The sequence below is a fragment of the Nocardia iowensis genome (genome assembly GCF_019222765.1).
GTDB classification, from domain to species: Bacteria; Actinomycetota; Actinomycetes; order Mycobacteriales; family Mycobacteriaceae; genus Nocardia; species Nocardia iowensis.
The window spans coordinates 4,423,839-4,443,671 of record NZ_CP078145.1; the positions used below are offsets into that span (position 1 = coordinate 4,423,839).

At 66.9% G+C, this 19,833-nt stretch carries 19 protein-coding genes; 15 read left to right on the top strand and 4 right to left on the bottom strand.

Annotation, left to right across the window (positions count from 1 at the left end; all coding sequences use genetic code 11):
• Positions 1-23 precede the first annotated feature (23 nt).
• Both KV110_RS20390 and KV110_RS20395 read left to right on the top strand, forming a co-directional pair.
• Complete coding sequence (locus tag KV110_RS20390; protein WP_218477994.1) at positions 24-458, top strand: helix-turn-helix transcriptional regulator; 435 nt, start codon at positions 24-26, stop codon at positions 456-458.
• 20 nt (positions 459-478) lie between these two features.
• Positions 479-889: a VOC family protein gene (locus KV110_RS20395; protein ID WP_218477996.1), complete on the top strand. Its 411-nt coding sequence runs from the start codon at positions 479-481 to the stop codon at positions 887-889.
• Positions 890-947: 58 nt separating this feature from the next.
• On the opposite strand, the gene KV110_RS20400 is transcribed toward KV110_RS20395, so the two are convergent.
• Entirely contained in the window at positions 948-1,877 is a 930-nt protein-coding gene (locus KV110_RS20400) for a LysR family transcriptional regulator (RefSeq protein ID WP_218477998.1), read from the bottom strand.
• A 129-nt stretch (positions 1,878-2,006) separates the two neighbouring features.
• Between KV110_RS20400 and KV110_RS20405 the strand changes: the two genes are divergently transcribed.
• From KV110_RS20405 to KV110_RS20415, 3 genes are read left to right on the top strand one after another with little or no spacing between them, the layout of a single operon-like run.
• On the top strand, positions 2,007-2,297 hold the full coding sequence (locus KV110_RS20405; RefSeq protein WP_218477999.1) for a hypothetical protein: 291 nt from the start codon (positions 2,007-2,009) through the stop codon (positions 2,295-2,297).
• Positions 2,298-2,329: 32 nt separating this feature from the next.
• Positions 2,330-2,563, top strand: coding sequence for a hypothetical protein (locus KV110_RS20410; RefSeq protein ID WP_218478000.1), 234 nt, complete (start codon positions 2,330-2,332; stop codon positions 2,561-2,563).
• A gap of 29 nt (positions 2,564-2,592) precedes the next feature.
• Positions 2,593-4,995, top strand: a complete 2,403-nt coding sequence (locus KV110_RS20415) for an ATP-binding cassette domain-containing protein (RefSeq protein WP_218478001.1) — start codon at positions 2,593-2,595, stop codon at positions 4,993-4,995.
• A gap of 52 nt (positions 4,996-5,047) precedes the next feature.
• Here KV110_RS20415 and KV110_RS20420 read toward each other — a convergent pair whose 3' ends face one another.
• Positions 5,048-5,290 carry a hypothetical protein gene (locus KV110_RS20420; RefSeq protein ID WP_218478002.1) on the bottom strand — a complete coding sequence of 81 codons (243 nt, stop codon included), beginning with the start codon at positions 5,288-5,290 and terminating at the stop codon, positions 5,048-5,050.
• Positions 5,291-5,589: 299 nt separating this feature from the next.
• On the opposite strand from KV110_RS20420, the gene KV110_RS20425 reads away from it, so the two are divergent.
• The 6 genes from KV110_RS20425 to KV110_RS20450 all read left to right on the top strand — a co-directional run bounded on the left by KV110_RS20425 (position 5,590) and on the right by KV110_RS20450 (position 12,229).
• Complete coding sequence (locus KV110_RS20425) at positions 5,590-6,813, top strand: lipase family protein (RefSeq protein WP_393539687.1); 1,224 nt, start codon at positions 5,590-5,592, stop codon at positions 6,811-6,813.
• Positions 6,814-7,042: 229 nt separating this feature from the next.
• Positions 7,043-8,476 (top strand): lipase family protein, encoded by a 1,434-nt coding sequence (locus tag KV110_RS20430; protein ID WP_218478003.1) that lies wholly within the window; start codon positions 7,043-7,045, stop codon positions 8,474-8,476.
• 211 nt (positions 8,477-8,687) lie between these two features.
• The gene (locus KV110_RS20435; RefSeq protein ID WP_218478004.1) at positions 8,688-9,746 is read left to right on the top strand and encodes a fused (3R)-hydroxyacyl-ACP dehydratase subunits HadA/HadB; all 1,059 of its coding nucleotides are present in this window, start codon (positions 8,688-8,690) and stop codon (positions 9,744-9,746) included.
• Between the two features lie 116 nt (positions 9,747-9,862).
• A complete protein-coding gene (locus KV110_RS20440) occupies positions 9,863-10,804 on the top strand; it encodes a helix-turn-helix domain-containing protein (RefSeq protein WP_218478005.1) in 942 nt (313 codons plus the stop codon).
• A 199-nt stretch (positions 10,805-11,003) separates the two neighbouring features.
• Complete coding sequence (locus tag KV110_RS20445) at positions 11,004-11,648, top strand: TetR/AcrR family transcriptional regulator (protein WP_218478007.1); 645 nt, start codon at positions 11,004-11,006, stop codon at positions 11,646-11,648.
• On the top strand, positions 11,645-12,229 hold the full coding sequence (locus tag KV110_RS20450; RefSeq protein WP_218478009.1) for an Rv1733c family protein: 585 nt from the start codon (positions 11,645-11,647) through the stop codon (positions 12,227-12,229). The genes KV110_RS20445 and KV110_RS20450 overlap by 4 nt, the downstream gene beginning before the upstream one ends.
• A 208-nt stretch (positions 12,230-12,437) precedes the next feature.
• On the opposite strand, the gene KV110_RS20455 is transcribed toward KV110_RS20450, so the two are convergent.
• Entirely contained in the window at positions 12,438-13,985 is a 1,548-nt protein-coding gene (locus KV110_RS20455) for an acyl-CoA carboxylase subunit beta (protein WP_218478011.1), read from the bottom strand.
• 613 nt (positions 13,986-14,598) lie between these two features.
• Between KV110_RS20455 and KV110_RS20460 the strand changes: the two genes are divergently transcribed.
• The 4 genes from KV110_RS20460 to KV110_RS20475 all read left to right on the top strand — a co-directional run bounded on the left by KV110_RS20460 (position 14,599) and on the right by KV110_RS20475 (position 18,760).
• Positions 14,599-15,567, top strand: coding sequence for an RsbRD N-terminal domain-containing protein (locus tag KV110_RS20460; RefSeq protein WP_246634665.1), 969 nt, complete (start codon positions 14,599-14,601; stop codon positions 15,565-15,567).
• Positions 15,568-15,622: 55 nt separating this feature from the next.
• Positions 15,623-16,573: an acyl-ACP desaturase gene (locus tag KV110_RS20465; RefSeq protein ID WP_218478013.1), complete on the top strand. Its 951-nt coding sequence runs from the start codon at positions 15,623-15,625 to the stop codon at positions 16,571-16,573.
• Positions 16,570-17,604: an alpha/beta hydrolase gene (locus KV110_RS20470; protein ID WP_218478015.1), complete on the top strand. Its 1,035-nt coding sequence runs from the start codon at positions 16,570-16,572 to the stop codon at positions 17,602-17,604. Before KV110_RS20465 ends, KV110_RS20470 begins: the two co-directional genes overlap by 4 nt.
• A gap of 118 nt (positions 17,605-17,722) precedes the next feature.
• Positions 17,723-18,760, top strand: coding sequence for an LLM class flavin-dependent oxidoreductase (locus tag KV110_RS20475; protein WP_218478017.1), 1,038 nt, complete (start codon positions 17,723-17,725; stop codon positions 18,758-18,760).
• A gap of 7 nt (positions 18,761-18,767) precedes the next feature.
• On the opposite strand, the gene KV110_RS20480 is transcribed toward KV110_RS20475, so the two are convergent.
• The gene (locus KV110_RS20480) at positions 18,768-19,808 is read right to left on the bottom strand and encodes a fused (3R)-hydroxyacyl-ACP dehydratase subunits HadA/HadB (RefSeq protein ID WP_218478019.1); all 1,041 of its coding nucleotides are present in this window, start codon (positions 19,806-19,808) and stop codon (positions 18,768-18,770) included.
• Positions 19,809-19,833 lie beyond the last annotated feature (25 nt).

A 19,833-nucleotide genomic window follows, 5' to 3' on the forward strand; every position in this document is an offset into this window, starting at 1 on the left:
TGCGACGTGGCACCATTTCGAATGTGACGAGCAGACCTGGCGAAGAGCAGCGCCTGAGCGATCTCGCACGGCTGCGCCGCGTTCGCGATCGGATGGACCGGGAGTACGCGCAGCCGCTCGACGTCGAGGCGCTCGCCCGCGACGCGCACATGTCGGCCGGGCACCTCAGCCGCCAGTTCCGGCTCGCCTACGGCGAGTCGCCGTACGGCTACCTGATGACGCGCCGCATCGAGCGGGCGATGGCGCTGCTGCGGCGTGGCGATCTCAGCGTCACCGAGGTCTGTTTCGCGGTCGGTTGCCAGTCGCTCGGCACCTTCAGCACGCGCTTTACCGAGTTGGTCGGCGTGTCGCCCAGCGTGTATCGGCGTGCGGCGACGCTCGCGACGGCGGGGATGCCGTCCTGCGTGGCGAAACAGGTGACCAGACCGATCAGGAATCGAGAAGCGCAGGTCACCTAGCCGCGGCTAGCGTGAGCGCCATGAACATCAGCATTCTCGCGAGCTTCCTCCCGCAGAACGATCCGGAGGCCGCGCTGGCCTTCTACCGTGACACCCTCGGCTTCGAGGTACGCAAAGACGTCGGCTACAACGGGCTGCGCTGGATCACGGTCGGCCCCGCCGACCAGCCCGAAACATCGATCGTCCTGTACCCGCCGGGCTCCGACCCCGGCATCACCGACGACGAGCGCCGCACCATCGCCGAGATGATGGCCAAGGGCACCTTCGCCTCCATCCTGCTGGCCACCAAGGATCTCGACGGCACATTCGAGCGGGTGCAGGCCGGCGACGTCGAGGTCGTTCAGGAACCGACCGACCAGCCGTACGGCGTGCGCGACTGTGCCTTCCGCGATCCCGCGGGCAACATGATCCGCATCCAAGAGCTGAGCTGAGCGGTCCGGCGGTCGAGCGGCGCTGCCCGTCGCAGCGCCGCCGTATTCGCGAACGTCCCTAGCTGACCGAACGAAGACGATGCAGAGCGGACGGATCGAGGTCGAGGGTCAGGTTGATCGGCCCGAGTTCGGCCGCGATGCGGGCGAACTCAGCCACCCACCGGCTGACCGGCTCGGCGCGGTGGACCAGCCCCCAACTCAGCGTGGGATTCTCCTCGATCGGGATGTACACGACCTCACCGCGGTCGTAGTACTTGATCGCTTGCCCGCACGCGAATGCCACGGCATCTCCGGCGGTCACGGCCCACAGGACCTCCTCGCGGGTGGGCTGGGGAGCACCCGGCTCGCGCGCGCCGGGCGGCACCGGCGAGAACGACTCCTCCCAGTAGTCCGGCATCGGCAACCCCGACGGCAGGATCTGGTAGTCGGCCAGGTCGGCCAGCGAGACCGAGGGGCGTCTGGCCAACTCGTGCGTACGTCCGACCACCAAGACGATGGGCTCGGTGAACGCCGGGGCCCCGACCTGGAGATCGGGCTCTCGCACGGGCATCGCCAGCAGGGCGACGTCGACATCGCCATTGCGGATCAGCGCGAACGGTTCATCGATCCGCACCTCGCGCATGCGGAATTCGACGTGCGGACAACGGGTCCGGAACAGCGCTGTCATCGGTGCGAGGTCCTGCCACATCGGACCGAGCACGCCCAACGTCAAGGTGTCCGGGCCACCGCGCGCGGCGTTCGCGGCCGATTCGACGCCGTCGAGAATTCGACGATAACCGGCTTGCAGGTCGTCTCGGAGTTGTTCGCCGAGCGGTGTCAAAGTCACCTTGCGACTGGTTCGCTCGAACAGTGGCGCACCGATTCGCCGTTCCTGCTTGGCGATTGTCTGACTTACGCGCGGCGTCGAGATGTGCAACCTCTCCGCAGTACGACCGAAGTGCAATTCCTCGGCCAGGGTCAGGAAGATCTCGATTTCACGCAATTCCACCCCGTCATACTCCGCGATCGTTAACCCCCGACGCAACCGGCGTTTCGCGATTGCTCATTGTTCGCGGATGGCCGTGGCGGAAAACTAAGAGTCGTAAGGGAAACCGCTTTGAGCCGAGAGGAAGCGACCATGGCAGTCGTACGAACGCACCGGTACACCGTCGTGACCGGCAAGCTGGCGCAGTTGCTCGAGCAGCGCACGCTGCTGCTCCGTGGCATCAGGTCGGCGAACGCGGCGTTCACCGCTGCCACCTTGATTCGCCAGGACGACGGGTCCTACCTCGACATCTGGCGCTGGGAATCGGCCGAGGCGATGCGGGGCGCCACGGACCGACTGCAGAACTTCCCGCTGGCAGCGGCGACAGCGGCGCTGACCACCGGCCACTCGGTAGTCGACGGCAAGGTACTGGACGAGCGGTAGCCGCGAAATAACACGCAGAAAAGGAGATCATCATGACTTGGAGCAAGCGCAACCGGCAGCTGCACCGCGCACTGTCCATCATCTTCACCTCGACCGTCGTCATCGCTTTCATCGGCGCCGCCCTCGGTCTGACGGAGACCGCGATGTGGCTGTTCTATCTGCCGCTGCCGCCGCTCTTCTTGCTCATGGGCACCGGTTTGTACATGTTCGTGCAGCCGTACCGCAAGGGACGCAATAATCGCCAGACCGTCGTCCACCAGCACTGATCAGGTTAGATGTAGAAGATGGAGCCCCGATGACCACGGCCACGAAGAACGGCGCGAAGAAGAGCGCGAAAGCGCCCGCGCTGCCCGCTGCCGACAGCCACGATCTGATCCGGGTGCACGGCGCGCGGGTGAACAATCTCCAGGACGTCAGCATCGAGATTCCGAAGCGCCGCCTGACGGTGTTCACCGGCGTCTCCGGTTCGGGCAAGAGCTCGCTGGTGTTCAGTACGATCGCCGCCGAATCGCAGCGGTTGATCAACGAGACCTACAGCACCTTCGTGCAGGGTTTCATGCCGACGCTGGCGCGTCCCGACGTCGACGTGCTCGAGGGGCTGACCACCGCGATCATCGTCGATCAGGAGCGAATGGGCACCGACCCGCGCTCCACGGTCGGCACCGCCACCGACGCCAACGCGATGCTGCGCATCCTGTTCAGCCGACTCGGGAAGCCGCACATCGGTTCGCCGCAGGCGTTCTCCTTCAATGTCGCCTCGATCAGCGGAGCCGGTGCGGTCACGATCGAGCGCGGCGGGAAGTCGATGAAGGAGCGCCGCAGCTTCAGCATCACCGGCGGCATGTGCCCGCGCTGCGAGGGCCGAGGCTCGGTCAACGACATCGACCTGACCCAGCTCTACGACGACTCCAAGTCGCTCAACGAGGGCGCACTGACCATCCCCGGCTACAGCATGGACGGTTGGTTCGGGCGGATCTTCGCAGGCTGTGGCTTCTTCGACCCGGACAAGCCGATCAAGAAGTTCAACAAACGCGAGCTCAACGATCTGCTCTACAAGGAGCCGACCAAGATCAAGGTCGACGGCATCAACCTGACCTACGAGGGCATCATCCCGAAGATTCGGAAGTCGATGCTGTCCAAGGATGTCGACGCGTTGCAGTCGCACATTCGCGCCTTCGTCGAACGGGCGGTGACCTTCGCCGTCTGTCCCGAATGCGAGGGCACCCGGCTCAGCGAGCTGGCCCGCACCTCGAAGATCAAGAAGATCAATATCGCCGATGCCTGCGCGATGGAGATCAGGGACCTGGCCGAGTGGGTCCGCGGCTTGAAAGAGCCGTCGGTCGCGCCGTTGCTGGAAAAGCTGCTGCACACCCTCGACTCGTTCGTGGAGATCGGGCTCGGCTACCTCTCGCTCGACCGGCCGTCGGGCACGCTGTCCGGTGGTGAAGCCCAGCGCGTCAAGATGATTCGCCATCTCGGCTCGGCGCTCACCGATGTCACCTACGTCTTCGACGAGCCCACCGCGGGCCTGCACCCGCATGACATCCAGCGGATGAACGAGCTGCTGCTGCAGCTGCGGGACAAGGGCAACACGGTGCTCGTCGTGGAGCACAAGCCGGAGATGATCGCGATCGCCGACCATGTGGTCGACATCGGCCCAGGGGCCGGTGCGGCGGGTGGCACCATCTGCTACGAGGGCACCGTCGACGGGCTGCGGACCAGTGGCACCATCACCGGCCGCCACCTCGACGACCGGGCCACCCTGAAGAAGACGGTCCGCAAACCGACCGGCAAGCTGGGGATCCGCGGCGCGGACACGCATAACCTCCGCAATGTCGACGTCGATGTCCCGCTCGGGGTGCTCTGTGTCGTCACCGGCGTCGCGGGTTCCGGTAAGAGCTCACTGATCCACGGTTCCATCCCCGCGTCGGAAGGCGTGGTGTCGATCGACCAGACACCCATCCGCGGCTCCCGGCGCAGCAATCCCGCGACCTACACCGGCTTGCTCGAACCGATCCGCAAGGCGTTCGCGAAGGCCAATGGTGTGAAACCGGCGCTGTTCAGCGCCAATTCCGAGGGTGCCTGCCCCAACTGCAACGGCGCGGGCGTCATCTACACCGACCTGGGCATCATGGCCAGCATGGAAACCCCGTGCGAGGTATGCGAGGGGAAGCGATTCGACGCATCGGTACTCGAGTACCACTTCGGTGGGCGGGACATCAGCGAGGTGCTCGCGATGTCGGTGAGCGAGGCCGAGAAGTTCTTCGGCGACGGCGAGGCGCGCATTCCGGCCGCGCACGCCATCCTCTCCCGGCTCGCCGACGTCGGCCTCGGCTACCTCACCATCGGCCAGCCGCTCACCACGCTGTCCGGCGGCGAGCGGCAGCGGCTCAAGCTGGCCACGCACATGGCCGACAAGGGCGGGGTCTACATCCTCGACGAGCCGACCACCGGGCTGCATCTCGCCGATGTGGAGAATCTGCTCGGCCTGCTCGACCGGCTGGTGGACTCCGGCAAGTCGGTCATCGTCATCGAGCACCACCAAGCGGTGATGGCGCACGCCGACTGGATCATCGATCTCGGCCCCGGCGCGGGCCACGACGGCGGCAAGATCGTCTTCGAGGGCACCCCTGCGGACCTCGTCGCCGACCGCTCGACCCTAACCGGTGAGCATCTCGCCGCCTACGTCGCAGGCTGACCGAGTCCCGCGCGAACGGCGCGGGACCCGCTCGGCGGTCAGCGAAATACGTTCAGCGCCACAGTGATCGGCAGGGGAGTCGGCGTAATCCCGGACGCACCTTGCCATCCACGGTGACGGTGAGACCGGCATGCACCGCGGCGGAGGTGAATTCCCACGCCTCGGTGCTGCTGGCCGCGTATTCGAGGACCAGGGCGTCGTCGGGGGTGGGGCCGTCGAAGTAGACGGTGACGCGCCGCGTCGGTTCCTCATCGATATCGTCGCGGTTCGCCAGTTCGCGCACAGTGCCGTCCATGCCACCGTCTCCTTCCGGCCGGACGCGGCAACCGCGCCGGTATTTCGTGAAGGTAGAGGCGCCGGACCGGCTGCAACACGTTACTTCTTATTGGCTGGACATGTCACAGGGCCGGGTCGCGCTCGTCGGGCAGTGTCACGAGCGAATGCGCACAGTCGTCACAGACTGGTCGCCCCAAACTTGTGAATTCTCAACATGATCCATGCGGTGTCTGCCGCTCGTCGGCGAAATTGCCGAGGATGAATCACAACGTTGGACCATTCGAGAGGCACCTATCGATGAGTCAGGCCCTACGTTCGATGGGCAGGGGAGCGACCCGCAGACGATTGACCCGCGCTTTCGGCGCAATGGCCGCGGGTCTTGTGCTCGTCGCCACGATGGCGGGGGCAGGCCACAGCGCACCTCTTTATCCCGTACCCGATCCGGACCCGTTCTACGCGACTCCGGCGGATCTGGCCGACAAGAAACCCGGTGATGTCCTGGCGACCCGGGTGATGCCGCCGCTGCCGATTTTCCCCGACACCACCGTGACGGTGGTGCGGTTCCGTTCCACCAGTTCCGAGGGCAAGCCGATCGCGGCGACCACCACCGTGCTCACCCCGCGGGCGCACGCCAAGGATGGGCCGCTGCTGTCCTTCCAGCACATCATCAATGGCCTCGGCGCCGAATGCTCGGTCTCCAAGGTCCTCTACACCGGCGACCCGAACCTGGTCGTCCGGGAGGCGCCGGGCTGGAACGTGCTGCTGCAGCGCGGGTGGAGCGTCGCGCTGCCGGACCATCTCGGCCCGAATTTCGCCTACGGCGCGGCGAAGCTGGGTGGCCAGATCACCCTCGACGGCATCCGCGCGGTCAAGCAGGTGGCCGAACTGGAGGTGCAGCAGAGCCCGGTGGCGATGGTGGGTTACTCCGGCGGCGGCATGGCCACCGCATGGGCCGCCGCGCTTGCCCCGGAGTACGCGCCCGAGCTGGATATCGTGGGCGCCGCGATGGGCGGCGTGCCGATGAACCTGGTGAAAATGCTGGAGGGCCTCGGTCTCGGCGCGCACCCGGTGTTCGGGCTGGCGCTGGCGGCCGGTCTCGGCCTGGAACGCGAGTATCCCGAGCGTTTTCCGCTGAGTGAGCAACTGAACGAACGCGGTCTCGCCGCCCGCGCGCAGATGGCGAACAGCTGCACCAACGACATTCTGGCGGCGGGTGCTGGTCGTGGCGCGCTGGACTTCGCGAAGACGACCTCGATGATCAACGACAGCACCGCACGGGCCGTGGTGGAGGAGAACAGCCTGGAACTGTACGACGGCGTGCCGAAAACACCGGTCTTCGAATGGCATTCGCCGATCGACGGACTGATCCCGGTGGACGCGGTGGTCAATACCGACCGGCGCTGGTGCGCGGCCGGGGCGACGGTGCAGTCCGAACAGATCCCGGTACCCGATCACCTGACCGCGGCGGTGCTCGGCATCCCGGCGGCGTTGTCCTGGCTCGACGCCCGTTTCCGAGGGGAGCCCGCACCGAGCAACTGCTGAACCGCACGACCACGACCGGGCCGAACCTGTTTCGCCACGAGCGGCATTCGGCTCGGTTGTTGCGGTTCGGCCACGTGTCACACACAACTCGGGCGCTTCGCCGCGTCGGAGGGTACTCGCCGGGTTAGCCTGACGGTCTGGCCTCGGTGCGACAGGGGGCATTACGGGGCCGAAGGCCACATCTCCCGGGCGCCAGGCGAACCCGACATCGCACCCAGAGGCGTGTGCCATGAGATGCTTGCCTGCCATTGCCGTGGCACTGCTGATCGTCTGCCCGAGCACGATGGGGCAGGCGGCCGCCGAGCCGCTGCCTGCCCCGCCGGGGGTACCCGCATTGCCGGGGCTGCCCGAGCTACCGCAGTTACCCGGTCTGTTCCCGCCACCTGTCGGCCCGCTGCCTCGTCTGCACGAATTGATCGATCAGGTGATCCCGCCGCCGCCGATCGAGCCTGCCCCGCGCCAGACCGAGCCGATCTGGGAGGCGACCACGCTGTCGCCCTCGGTGGTCGCCCTGCGCGACGCGTCGCTGCCCGCGAACATCGGTGATCCGATGTTCGATGCCTGGCCCGCGAACCTGGCGGAGCTCGACGAGGGACAGGTCATCGAGGTCAGGGACGTCACCGCGACCACGGCCCCGTTGATGCTGCTGCCGATCCAACGCGCGCAACTGCTCAAATACCGGACCACCAACGCGCACGGCGGACCCTCCTACGCCACCGCGACACTGGTCGTCCCGGCCGCTGCCTGGCCGGGACAGGGCCCGCGCCCGGTGGTGGTGAACAACCTGCCCATCGACGCACTCGGCCGCGGCTGCACGCCCGGATACACGCTGGCGCACGGGTTGAACCCCGATACCAGCGTCACCGATTTCATCCCACCGACCAGCTACGTCGCGGCTCTGCGCGGCTACGCGGTGCTCATCCCGGACCACGAGGGCCCGTGGATGGCCTACGCCGAGCCGTACGTCGCCGGCCACGCGGTGCTCGACTCGATCCGGGCGGTGCGCGGCCTGTTCCCGGACGAGTTCGGCGCGAGCAGGTTCGGCATGGCGGGCTATTCCGGCGGCGCCATCGCCACGCACGGCGCGGTGAAGCTGATCGACGGTTACGCACCGGAATTGGCGGACGTCATCGTCGGCGCGGCGCTGGGCGGTGTACCCGCGGACTACGAGATCCTGGCGCGCAGCATGAACGGCAATCTCGCGTCGGCGGTGTTCATGGCGGCGGTCTTCGGCATCGGCAGGGAGCGCCCGGAAATCCTCGCCCGAATGAACAATCTGGCGCAGTGGGTGGCGACCTCGCCGGTGAAGAACCTGTGCGGCAGCACCTATGGAGCGATCGGCGTGCTGATGCTGCCGATCGATGTGGCAGCCAACATCGCCGACCCGCTGCGGTCCGATGTCGCCGAGGAGATCTATCGGGTGACCCGGATGGCGGACATGAAATCGGCTACGCCGCTCTATATCTACAACGGCGAGCAGGAGTTTTGGATCCCGGCCGAGGGGGCGCGCAATCTCTACCACGAACAGTGTCGGCTCGGCGTGCCCTCGGTCTATCGCAGCGTGCTCGGCGAACACATCATCGCGGGTGGGCTCGGTTATCCGGAGGCGATGCTCTGGCTGGACGAACGGTTGCACGGTGTACCCGCGCCCAACGAGTGCTGACGGTTTGCCGCGCGCCGGGCGAGTTGTCAAGTGAGCTGAACACTTGGTGTTACATTTTGCCCCGATTGTCGCGATCTATGACGGACGACCCTTCCCTCGATGGCGGGCGGGCAGCGTCTGGACCGGCTGCCCGCGCTATCCGACTCTGTAGCGCTTCGGTATTGTGGGCCGGTCCGGGCGAGCTCGACGCCGGGATTCGCGAAAGAGGCAGATGAACGACATCACTACCACCGCGTCCGAACAGGCAATGGCCTTGGTGGGGCGGCACTACCGGATGACCGAGCACTACGAGGTCGGGCGGGAGAAGATCCGGGAGTTCGCCCGCGCCGTGCACGACCAGCATCCGGCGCACTGGCACGAGTCCGCCGCCGCGGAATTGGGCTACGACGCGCTGATCGCGCCGCTGACCTTCACCTCGATCGTGCTGATGTTGATGCAGCGCAAGATGTTCGAGTCGGTGCTCACGGCCTATGACATCGGCCAGGTGCTGCAGACCGAACAGTCCATCGAGGTGCACCGCCCGGTGCTCGCGGGCGACCAGTTGCATTGTGTCTCCTATATCGAGTCGTTCCGTCAATTCGGCGACAAAGACTTCATGGTGACCAAGAACGTGCTCACCAATCAGCACAAAGAACTGCTGCAGACCGCGACCTCGACCGCCGTGGCGCAGACCGGGGTGGCGATCGCCGCGGAGCTGACGGCCGCCGTCGACGGCGTCATCATGACCGGGCAGTCGACGGCCGACCGGCACGATGCCGCGACACAGCTCGGCGCGGACGCGGGCGTGCTGGAGTGCTTCGACGAACCGGTGCGGGCCGACCCGCTCGATCACCAGCGGACCCCCCACACCGTGCCGAGTTTCGACGAGCTCGCCGTCGGAATGGAACTGCCGCCGCGCTCGATGGTGCTGTCCCGTGGCGATCTGGTGAATTACGCTGGGGTGTCCGGTGATTCGAACCCGATTCACTTCAGCGACGTGGTCGCGCGCAGTGCGGGCCTGCCTGACGTGGTGTCGCACGGGTTGCTCACCATGGGCCTCGGCGCGGGCTACCTGACCTCGTGGCTGGGTGATCCCGCCGCCGTCACCGGTTACGGCGTGCGGTTCGCCGGTTTCGCGCCGGTCGCGGCGACCAAGGCGAGCGCCATCGAATTCCGCGGCAAGATCAAATCGCTCGATCCGGAACGCCGGACCGCCACCGTCGCGCTCACCGCGACGTGTGACGGCCGCAAGCTGTTCGGTCGCGCGACCGCGGACGTCGCGCTCCGCTGAGTCATGCCGACGGCCGCGATCTCGCACGCTGGGCAGGCACTGGACCTGCGGTCGGTTATCGGTACAGGGTCTTTAGTCCGTAGAAACAGACAAGCTACGCATGGCAAACTCGAGGTATGCGGGCTTCGGAGGTGCGACAGTCGACTGATGCCCCGCTGGCCGCAATGACTCCGGCGAGTGGCCCCACCGTGCTGCGCATGGTGCTCGGCGCCAGGTTGCGCAAGCTCCGTGAATCCTGCGGCCTCACCCGCGAGGACGCGGGTGCGGCCATTCGCGGCTCGCACTCGAAGATCAGCAGGCTCGAACTCGGCCGCACCGGCTTCCGCGAACGGGACCTGCTCGATCTGCTCGACCTCTACCGGGTCACCGATCCGGTCGAGCGCGAGGAATACCTGGAGCTGGCGCGTCAGGCCAACGAATCGGGCTGGTGGCACCGCGACAGCGACTGGCTGCCCAAGTGGTACGACACCTATCTCGGCCTGGAGCAGGCGGCCACGCTGGTCCGTGCCTACGAACCGAGGGCCGTGCCCGAGCTGCTGCAGACCGCCGACTACGCCAGGGCGCTGCTGTCGCTGGCGCACTCCGGCGAGCCGCAGCCCGTGATCGAGCGCCGCGTCGCCCTGCGGATGCGCCGCCAGAGCATCCTGGACCGGCCGAATCCACCGCAACTGTGGGTGGTCGTCGAGGAGGCGGCCCTGAGCCGTCCGATCGGCGGTACCGCCGTGTGGAACGCCCAGATCGAGCACCTGCTGCGGGTCGTAGCCAAGCGGCACATCACCGTCCAGGTGCTGGCCGATCACGTCGGCGGACCCGCCCTCGCCGACGGCGCCTTCACCATGCTCCGCTTCGCCGAGGCCGACCTGCCCGACATCGTCTACCTGCAACAGCTCACCAGCGCCCTCTACCTGGACAAGCAAGCCGACCTGGACGCGTATCGCGCTGTCGCCAACCAACTTTCGGTGCACGCCGCGCCGCCGGAATACACCATCGGCCTGCTGGAGGCGCTGCGCCGCCGTCAGCCGCGAATCCTCGACCAGCCAGCCGGCACCAAGCCCTGACGGGCAAGTGCCCCAGGCTGATTCGGCTCGGCCGAATTGGGCATCTGCTAATCGAGACGAATACCCGTAGTGCTCGACGCTCCGCGTGCTGTGCTGCGTGCAGCAGGGGCCGACCGACCTTGCCACCCGGCCCCGAAACCGGCGAGCGAAGGGCCTGAAGTATTGTCCCAATGGGACAATAAGGTGGTAAACTGACGATATGAGCGACGACGGTGTCGATCTCGATGGCCGCAGGCTGCGGACCAGACGCAGCCGGGAAGCTCTTTCGCGCGCCGCCTTCGATCTGCTCACCGAGCGGGGTTTGGGCGCGGTCGCCGTCGAGGACATCGCGGTGCGGGCCGGGGTCACCCGGCGCACCTTCAGCCGGCACTTCACCTCCATCGCGGACGCCATCCTCGGCGAGGTCGACCAAGACGTCCACCTGTTCAACGCCGCCCTGCGCCGCCGTCCGGCGGCGGAACCGCCGCTGCTGGCCTACCACAACGCCATCCACGATTGGTTCACCGCCGAATACGGCGGCGAACGAGCCGCGCTGCTGGCCCGGCGGTGGGCGCTGTTCCAACGATTCGAGGACGAACCCGAGCTGTTCGCCGGATATCAGCGCATCCGGCTCGAAGGTCAGCGAGAATCGGTGCGGATCATCGCCGCCCGGCTCGGCGTCGACCCGGACCGCGATCTGCGCCCGGCCACCGCGGTGGCGGTCGGCGCGGGCTTGCTCATCGCGGCCCTACAGGCCTGGGCCGCGGGTGATGATCCGGACGGCCTGCCCGAACTCATCGAGGGCTACTTCGGCACCCTCGTCGAACTGACCACCGAATTCCGGACCGAGGAGTCACCGCCATGACCACAGAGTCGGTGAATATCTACCGCAGGACCTGCCGCCGCGTCGGGCTGGATCGTAATCCCATGCGCCGCAGGGAAGATCGAGTGCAGACCCTGGTCGCGGCGGCACTGACGCTGGTCTTCCTGATCGCCGTTCCCGTGCTGGTGATGTCGGTGGGCGCCCGGGTCTATCACACCGAAACCGCTGCGGTGCAAGCGGAAACGGCGAAACTGCAGCAGGTCGAAGCGACGGTGACGGCAACCGGCAAGGCGCCGCTGTACGCCCCGATCATGCCCGCCAAAGTGGAGTGGAAAGACGCCGACGGCGTCATCCACACCGACGACTATCAGTCGACCACCGTCGTGGAACCCGGTTCGACAGTGACCATTTGGCTGAACGGCGCCGGACGGATCGTCGAGCCGCCGTCACCGGACCAGGCGCTCAGCAAGGCGGTGCTGCTCACCTCCGGAGCCCTGTTGGGCGTCGTGCTCGCCCTGGTGGGTTGCTACTTCGCGCTTCGCCGCGCCCTCGACCGTCGCCGCCTACGGATGTGGGAAATGGAGTGGGCCACGGTAGATCTGCGCTGGGGCAGTCACAGCTGACCTCGGGTACGGCGTGCCCGCCGACGAGGGTAGGGAACAGGTTAGGCGGGCACGCCGCGTACCAGACCACATCGCGGCAAACGGCGGCCGGGCACGTCCTCGACGTTAAGTCTTTTCAGCCGGCTTCGTCCGGCAAGCAGACGATCGCCGGGCACTCCATAACTCACGGCCGGTTACGTTGTGACACAACACAAGCGGGTGCGGTCGATCACACCGGCATGAGGCTGTGCTTGCGCGGATTCGTTTTCATGGTGTCTTTGTCGCGCAGCAAGCGCAGCGCTTTACGGATTTCCAGTCGGGTCTGTGCGGGCTCGATCACCGCATCGACATAGCCGCGCTCGGCAGCGATCCACGGCGTCGCCATGGTGGCGTTGTAGAAGTCGATCATCTGATCTCGCACCGCGGCACGCTGATCGACAGGGGTGGCCTCGAGTTGCTTACGCCCGATGATGCCGACCATGCTCTCCGCGCCCATTACCGCGATCCGCGCGGTCGGCCAGGCCAGACTGACATCGGCACCGAGCTGCTTGCAGCCCATCACCGCGTAACCGCCGCCATAGGCCTTGCGCGTCACGACCGTCACGATCGGCACGGTCGCTTCGATCACCGCGCGGAAGAAGCGACCGCCGCGCTTGATGACGCCATTGCGTTCCTCCTCGATGCCGGGCAACACACCGGGGGTATCGACGACGAAGATGACGGGCAGCCCGTAGGCATCGCACAGCCGGATGAAATGTGTCGCCTTGTCCGAGCATTGCGCGTCGAGCGCGCCGCCGAGCACCTGCGGCTGATTGGCGACCACGCCGACACTGCGGCCGTCGACCCTGGCGAAACCGGTGATCAGATTCTGCGCGGTACTGGCGGCCATCTCGTGGAAGGCGCCGTCGTCGAAGATCCGGATCAGGATCTCGTGCATGTCGTAGCCGACCTTGTCGGAGTCCGGGATGATCGAATTCAGTTCGAGGTCATGGCTGGTCAGCTCGGGCTCCAGCCCCGGATTCACCACCGGCGGCTGTTCCAGACAGCTGGTCGGCAAGTAGCTCAGGTAATTACGCACCCAGTCGAAAGCGGCCTGCTCATCGGGGGCGACATGGTGGACGGTGCCGTTGCGGGCCAGGGCCGCCGCGCCGCCGAGCTCCTCCGCGCTCACGTCCGCGCCGGTCACCGCCTTGGTGACCTCGGGACCGGTGACGAACATGTACGACTTCTCGGTCGCCACCAGCACATCCATATTGACCGGCGCGTACACCGAACCGGCCGCGCACTTGCCGAGCATGATCGCCACCTGCGGCACGTATCCCGACATGTCACCTTGGCGTCGGCACATCAGCGCGTACCAGGCCAGCGAGGTCACCGCGTCCTGAATACGCGCGCCGCCGGAGTCGTTGATCGCCACCACCGGGCAGGCGTTCTCGTAGGCGAACTCCATGGCGGCGGCGACCTTACGGCCGAACATCTCACCGACCGAGCCGCCGTGGACGGTCTGGTCGTGCGCGATCACCACGACGGGCCTGCCGTCGATATAGCCGCGACCGGTAACCACGCCGTCGCCGTACATCGCGCCCGGTTGGGCCGATTGGCGCATCAGCGCGCCGATCTCCACGAAGCTGCCCGGGTCGAGCAGGGCGCGCACGCGCTCTCGTGCACTAGGTATTCCCTTGGCCTTGCGTTTCGCGATGCCCGTTTCGCCGGCGGGTTCCTCGGCGAGCTCCAGGATCCCCCGCAGCTCGTCCAGCTTCTCTCGCGTACCGCTCATGACTGCGCCTCGCTGGCGCTCGGCTTCGTCATGCGCGAGGCGCGCTGGCACATGATTCGCTCACTTCGTTCCCTCATGTCCTGGTGTTGCCCTTCGAACTCTGCAGTGTCGCCGTACGGGCGCAGCGCCCGATGGTATCCGTGGTGTGGGCCGCTGCACAGGTGTTCGTCGCATCGGATGGGACAGCTCACAGGTTTGCCCGGCACGCTCTCGGTCAATGCGACACCCCACGCAGCCTGCGAAGGGACGCGGTGTTTGTGCAACTTACCAGTCGGCGCGCGTCGCGCCGATGACTGGTCCCGAGGATCGCGCCGGTGCCTATCCGGGTGCCGTCGCGCGGCGTTAGGGTGACTTCGACGCAGCGCCGGAATGCGCGGTCGGCGCTGCGTCACAATCTATTTGGGCGGGTCGGGGAACTGCGCCGGGGGCGAAATTCCTGTGCGCCGAATACGCGGTCGATACCGAAATCATGATCGTTTGGCGGCTGCACGTAACGAAAATCACTCGGGTGCTTGTGAATTCGCCCAACGAATGGGGTGCCCGCTGATGACTTCCCTGATTCGGTGGATCGTATCCCGTTTTCATCACGAATCGTCGCTAGTCTTCTTGAGTCATGACGGCTATGCAGGTCAGTTCGAGTACCGAGAGTCTGGCGTCGAAACTCCTCGACTACTTGGCACAGCACGCGGGCGGCGCTCCGATCGGTGATGTCGCGACGACCACCAGGGATTGTGTCGCGGCGGCGGTAGAGTTGCTCGCGCCGCGACCACCGCAGCGGATAGCCGGGCCGCCCGAAATCGCAGGCACCGCAACGCGATGGGCACGCGAGGGGGTCGCGCTGGAAACAGTGCTCGGCGCCTATCACGACGAAATCCGTTCTGGTTTGGAATTTGTCGCCGAACACAGTGACGGCGAGGCGGTCGCCGGGGCGCAGTTGATCCTGCGGGTGCTGGAAATGGTCACGGTCACCACGTCGACCGCCTATGTGGACGAACATCGCGCGGTGGCCAGGGAGCACCAAACCGCCGCGCAGACCTTGCTGTCCGCCCTGCTCGGCGGCCATGCGGTCGGCGAGTTGGCCGCGCAGACCGGAATCGCGATCGCACCGGCGTATCAGGTGGTGGCGCTGAGTATTCCGGCCCACCCCGATGAACGAAGACCGGGTGCGGGCGTCGTGGCGGCCCGGCGCAAACTGCGCCGGGTGCAGGCCGCGCTGGCCGGCCCGCTCGGTTCCCGCGCGTTGTCGCTGCTGTCCGCGGCGGGCGGCACCGTGCTCGTGCCGTCCGATATCCGGCCCGCCCGCGTCGGCGCACCGGCGATGACCGCCGATGTGCTCGCCATCCTGAGTGAGGCCGCCGAGGTGCCGCTTACCGCCGTGGTCGCCACCGGCGGCACCGCCCGCATCCCCGAACTCGCCGCTCGCACACACGATTTGCTGGACCGCATCCGCGCCGCGGGCAGATCGCCGGGTCTGTACCGCGTGGCCGACCCCGACGAGGCGGCGGATTGTGATCCGGCCCAGCAAGTCCGGACCCCCATGGTCACCTCGGCCAACGATCATGAAATAGGCCGCTCGGCTTGACGTTTCATCCCTACTGTCGAATGCGCCGCGCTACCGCCGAGCACAAGGAGTACGTGTGACCACCGCGTTGACCGATCGCGATATTCTGCGCGAACTGGAACCCGTCGCCGAACGTTTGCTCAATGACCACCTGCGCAAAGCCAAGGCGTGGAACCCGCACGATTATGTGCCGTGGGACGACGGCCGCAACTTCGCCGCACTCGGCGGAATCGATTGGGAGCCGGGCCAATCCAAGCTGTCCGAGGTGGCCCGGACCGCTATGGTGACCAACCTGCTCACCGAGGACAATCTGCCGTCCTATCACCGCGAGATCTCGGAGACGTTCTCCCTCGACGGCGTGTGGGGCACCTGGGTCGGCCGCTGGACCGCCGAGGAAAATCGGCACGCCATCGTCATGCGCGACTATTTGGTGGTTACCCGCGCGGTCGACCCGGTGCTGCTGGAACAGGCCCGGATGGCGCATATGACCACGGGCATCGCGAAACCCGAAAAAGGGCAGCAATTCCTGCGTTCGGTCGCCTATGTCACCTTGCAGGAACTGGCTACCAGAATCAGTCACCGGAACACCGGAACCGCATGCGACGAACCCATCGCCGAGCGTATGCTGCAACGGATCGCCGCCGACGAAAACCTGCACATGATCTTCTACCGCAACATCAGCGCAGCGGCCCTCGATCTGATGCCGAACGAATCGCTGCGTGCCATCACCGACATCGTCACGCGCTTCCAGATGCCCGGTCTCACCCAGCCGAACTTCCGCCGCAACGCGGTGGTGCTCGCCAAACACGGCATCTACGACCTCCGTCAGCACCTGGACGTAGTGGTGCGGCCGGTGCTGCGGGCGTGGAATGTCTTCGAGCGCACGGACCTATCCGGCGACGGCGAACGGGCGCGCGACGAGCTCGCCGCCTACCTCGACGAATTGGCCACGAAGGCAACGAGATTCGAAGAGCAGCGGGACCGGGTGGCGGCCAGGCAGGCAGAACGAGCCGCCGTAGCGAGATGAGCATCCGGCGGCCGATCAGCGCGGCGGCGATGGCACTCATCGCCGCGACGGTCGCTGTTCCCGCCGTGGCGGATACGCCCGGCGTACCCGGCGGGCCACCACCCGCCGTCGACCCGTCGATGACCCGGACCGGCCTCCTCTCCATCGAGAGTGTCGGCCCGCAGCGCGACCACCTGCGGATTTCCTCGGCGGCCATGCGCCGGGTGATCGAGGTCGACGTGCTGCGTGGCACCGGCTCGGCGCCACGCCCGACGCTGTATCTGCTCGATGGCGTCGACGGCGAAGCCACCTCGGGCTGGCTCACCAAGGGCGGCGCCGCGGAGTTCTTCGCGGACAAGCCGGTGGACGTGGTACTGACCAGCGGCGGCACCGGCAGCATGTACAGCGACTGGGTGCGCCACGACACCGCACTCGGGCTCAACCGGTGGGAAACCTTCCTCACCGACGAACTGCCGCCGATCGTGGAGTCGCTGCTGAAGTCCTCCGGCCGCCGCGCCATCGCCGGGGTCTCGATGGGTGCGCAGGCGGCGATGATGCTGGCCGCGCGCCATCCTGGGCGCTATCACGCCGTTGCGGGCATGAGCGGGTGCTATTCCACCGCGGACCCGCTGGGTCGCGCGGTCACCACGATCACCGTCGCATCGCGTGGCGGCAATGTCGAAAACCTCTGGGGCCCACCGGCTTCACCGGAATGGGCGGCGCACGACAGTCTGCTCGGCGCGGCCGCGCTGCGCGGCACCGCGATCTACCTCTCGGCGGCCACCGGCGTGCCGACCGGCGCCGATCTGGTGGCCATCGCGCAGTCGCCGACGATCGTCGACGCGCTGCGGCTGGCGGGCGGCGGTGCGGCATTGGAGGCCGGCGCCCGGTCGTGCACCGAGCGGTTCGCCGGCCGGCTGGCCGAGCTGAACATCCCGGCCACCGTCGAATACGGGCCCGAGGGCATGCACACCTGGCCGGACTTCGAGGCCGAACTGCCGCGGGCCTGGCAGGTGCTGGCGAAGGCGCTCGAGCTGCCATCACCGAAGTGAGCGAGGACGTCGTCACGGAGTGACCGATGACGGCATCGCGGAGTGACCGAAGACGTCGTCTCGGAGGGACGGAAGGCGCAGCGCGGAATCACCGGCCGGTCGGCGCGTTGACACTGATATGACCTCGGCACTTCCCTCCGTCCGGTTCTCCATCCTGGACCGGTCCCGCGTCCGGCGCGGTCAGAGCCACCCCGCGGCGTTGCGCGACACCGTCGAGTTCGCTCGCCTCGCCGAGGAATGGGGCTACCACCGTTTCTGGGTGTCCGAACATCACAGCGTGCCCGGTGTGGCCGGGTCGGCACCGACGGTGCTCGCGGCGGCCGCTGCCGCCGCCACCCAACGCATCCGGATCGGCACCGGCGGAGTGATGCTGCCCAACCATCAACCGCTGATCGTGGCCGAACAGTTCGGTGTGCTGGAATCGCTGTACCCGGGCCGGATCGACATGGGTCTCGGCCGCTCGGTCGGCTTCACAGACGGGGTCCGCCGCGCGCTCGGCCACGACAAGCGCGACGCCGAGGACTTCGACGCCCAATTGACCGAGCTGCTCGACTATTTCGACCACGGCCGAAACGGCGTGCACGGCTGGCCCGCCGAGGGACTGCGGATTCCGGCGTTCCTGCTGGCGACCGGCTCGGGTGCCGAGCGGGCCGCGCGCTTCGGGCTGCCGCTGGTGATCGCCGCGGTGGGCGGGACGGACCGGATGATCGAGGCGATCGAGCGCTACCGCGCCGGGTTCCAGGCCACGGCCTGGGGCGCTGAACCATATGTCATGGTGTCCGGATCGGTCGTCATCGCCGACACCACAGAGCAGGCGCGCCGACTGTTGTTGCCGGAGGCGTGGTCGAACGCGTACTCACGCACCCGCGGCGAATTTCCGACGCTGATCCCGCCGTCCGAGATCGAGGCGCTGACCATGACCGACCGGGAGCGCAGGATCTTCGACGAATCGCTGCTCGGCCACGTACACGGCACCGAGGACGAGGTCGCCGACCAGTTGGAGCACCTGGTGACCAGCACCGGTGCCGACGAAATCCTGGTGCACACCAGCACTTACGATCGGGCCGCGCGGCTGGAGTCGCACCGTAGGCTGGCCCGGCTGACCGGATTGCTCGGCGCCGCGGAAGCGGGTGCGCGAATCGGACAGGCGGTGTAGCCACTACTCAATCGGCAAGCGGGAAGCGGACTTCCGCGGCCGCGTAGCCGAAGAGCTTGCGTCCGTCGGATCGCGCGTCGATCGCGATGGTCGCGCGACGGCGGCGTCGATCGAGCGAGGTCACCCGGCCGTGGAATTCGATCGCACTGGTGGTCAGCAGCGGGATCCGCAGGGAGTGGGTGGAGTGCGCGAACTGCGCGCGAAACCTGGTGACCGCGGCCGGGTCGCCCAGCCATGGACTCAGAAACGCCGCGGCCAGACCGAGTTTCAGCATGCCGGGCGCGACAAGCGACGGCAAGCCGCTCGCCATCGCTGCCTGCTCGTTGCACACTGCCGGATCACCGTCACCGACCACGTCCGCGTAGTTCATGAGATCACCGCGAGACAGCCGCACAGTTCGACGGGGCAGTTCGGTGCCGACGGCGAGCGCATCGAAATCGGCTGTGGTGCGCGGTATCCGGCTCGCGCACGGCGGAGCCACCCGGTCGGCCGTCGACGGGACGAGGTTGCCGGGCGGTGAGCCGGATCGGGCGGGGGCGTAGCCGTTCACGGCGATGCCGCGGACCGTTTCGGCGAGTTGGGGACCGGTCCTGGCGAGCAGAGCGGTCGAACCGGTCTGCACCGTTTCGCCGTGCTGATCGATGAGTACGCTCTTGATCGCCAACACGTCGTAGTCGGCGAAATGACGGAACGACTCGAAATAGATGTCACAGGTCAGCCGGTCGCCCGCGACCAACGGCCTGCCGATGTCGAGCACCTGATCCGCGTGCAATATGCGGGTCGGCTGGTAGCCGGTGATCAGCGTGTCAAGTATTTCCCGCTGCACCCGACTCAGGATTATCGACGAGAAGGTGGCCGGTGCGAGCAGGCCCGGGAAACCGAGGTCGGCGGCCGCGTCCGCACTCCAGTGCGCCGGATGGAAATCCTGAACGGCGCGGGCGAATTCGCGAATCTTTTCCCGGCCGACTTCATAGGGCGTGGTCGAACGATACCGATGGTTGACCAGTGCCTGGACCTGATCGGCCGGATTCACGGCGATGTCGCGCATGTTTGCTCCTGTATTGCTACTGGCC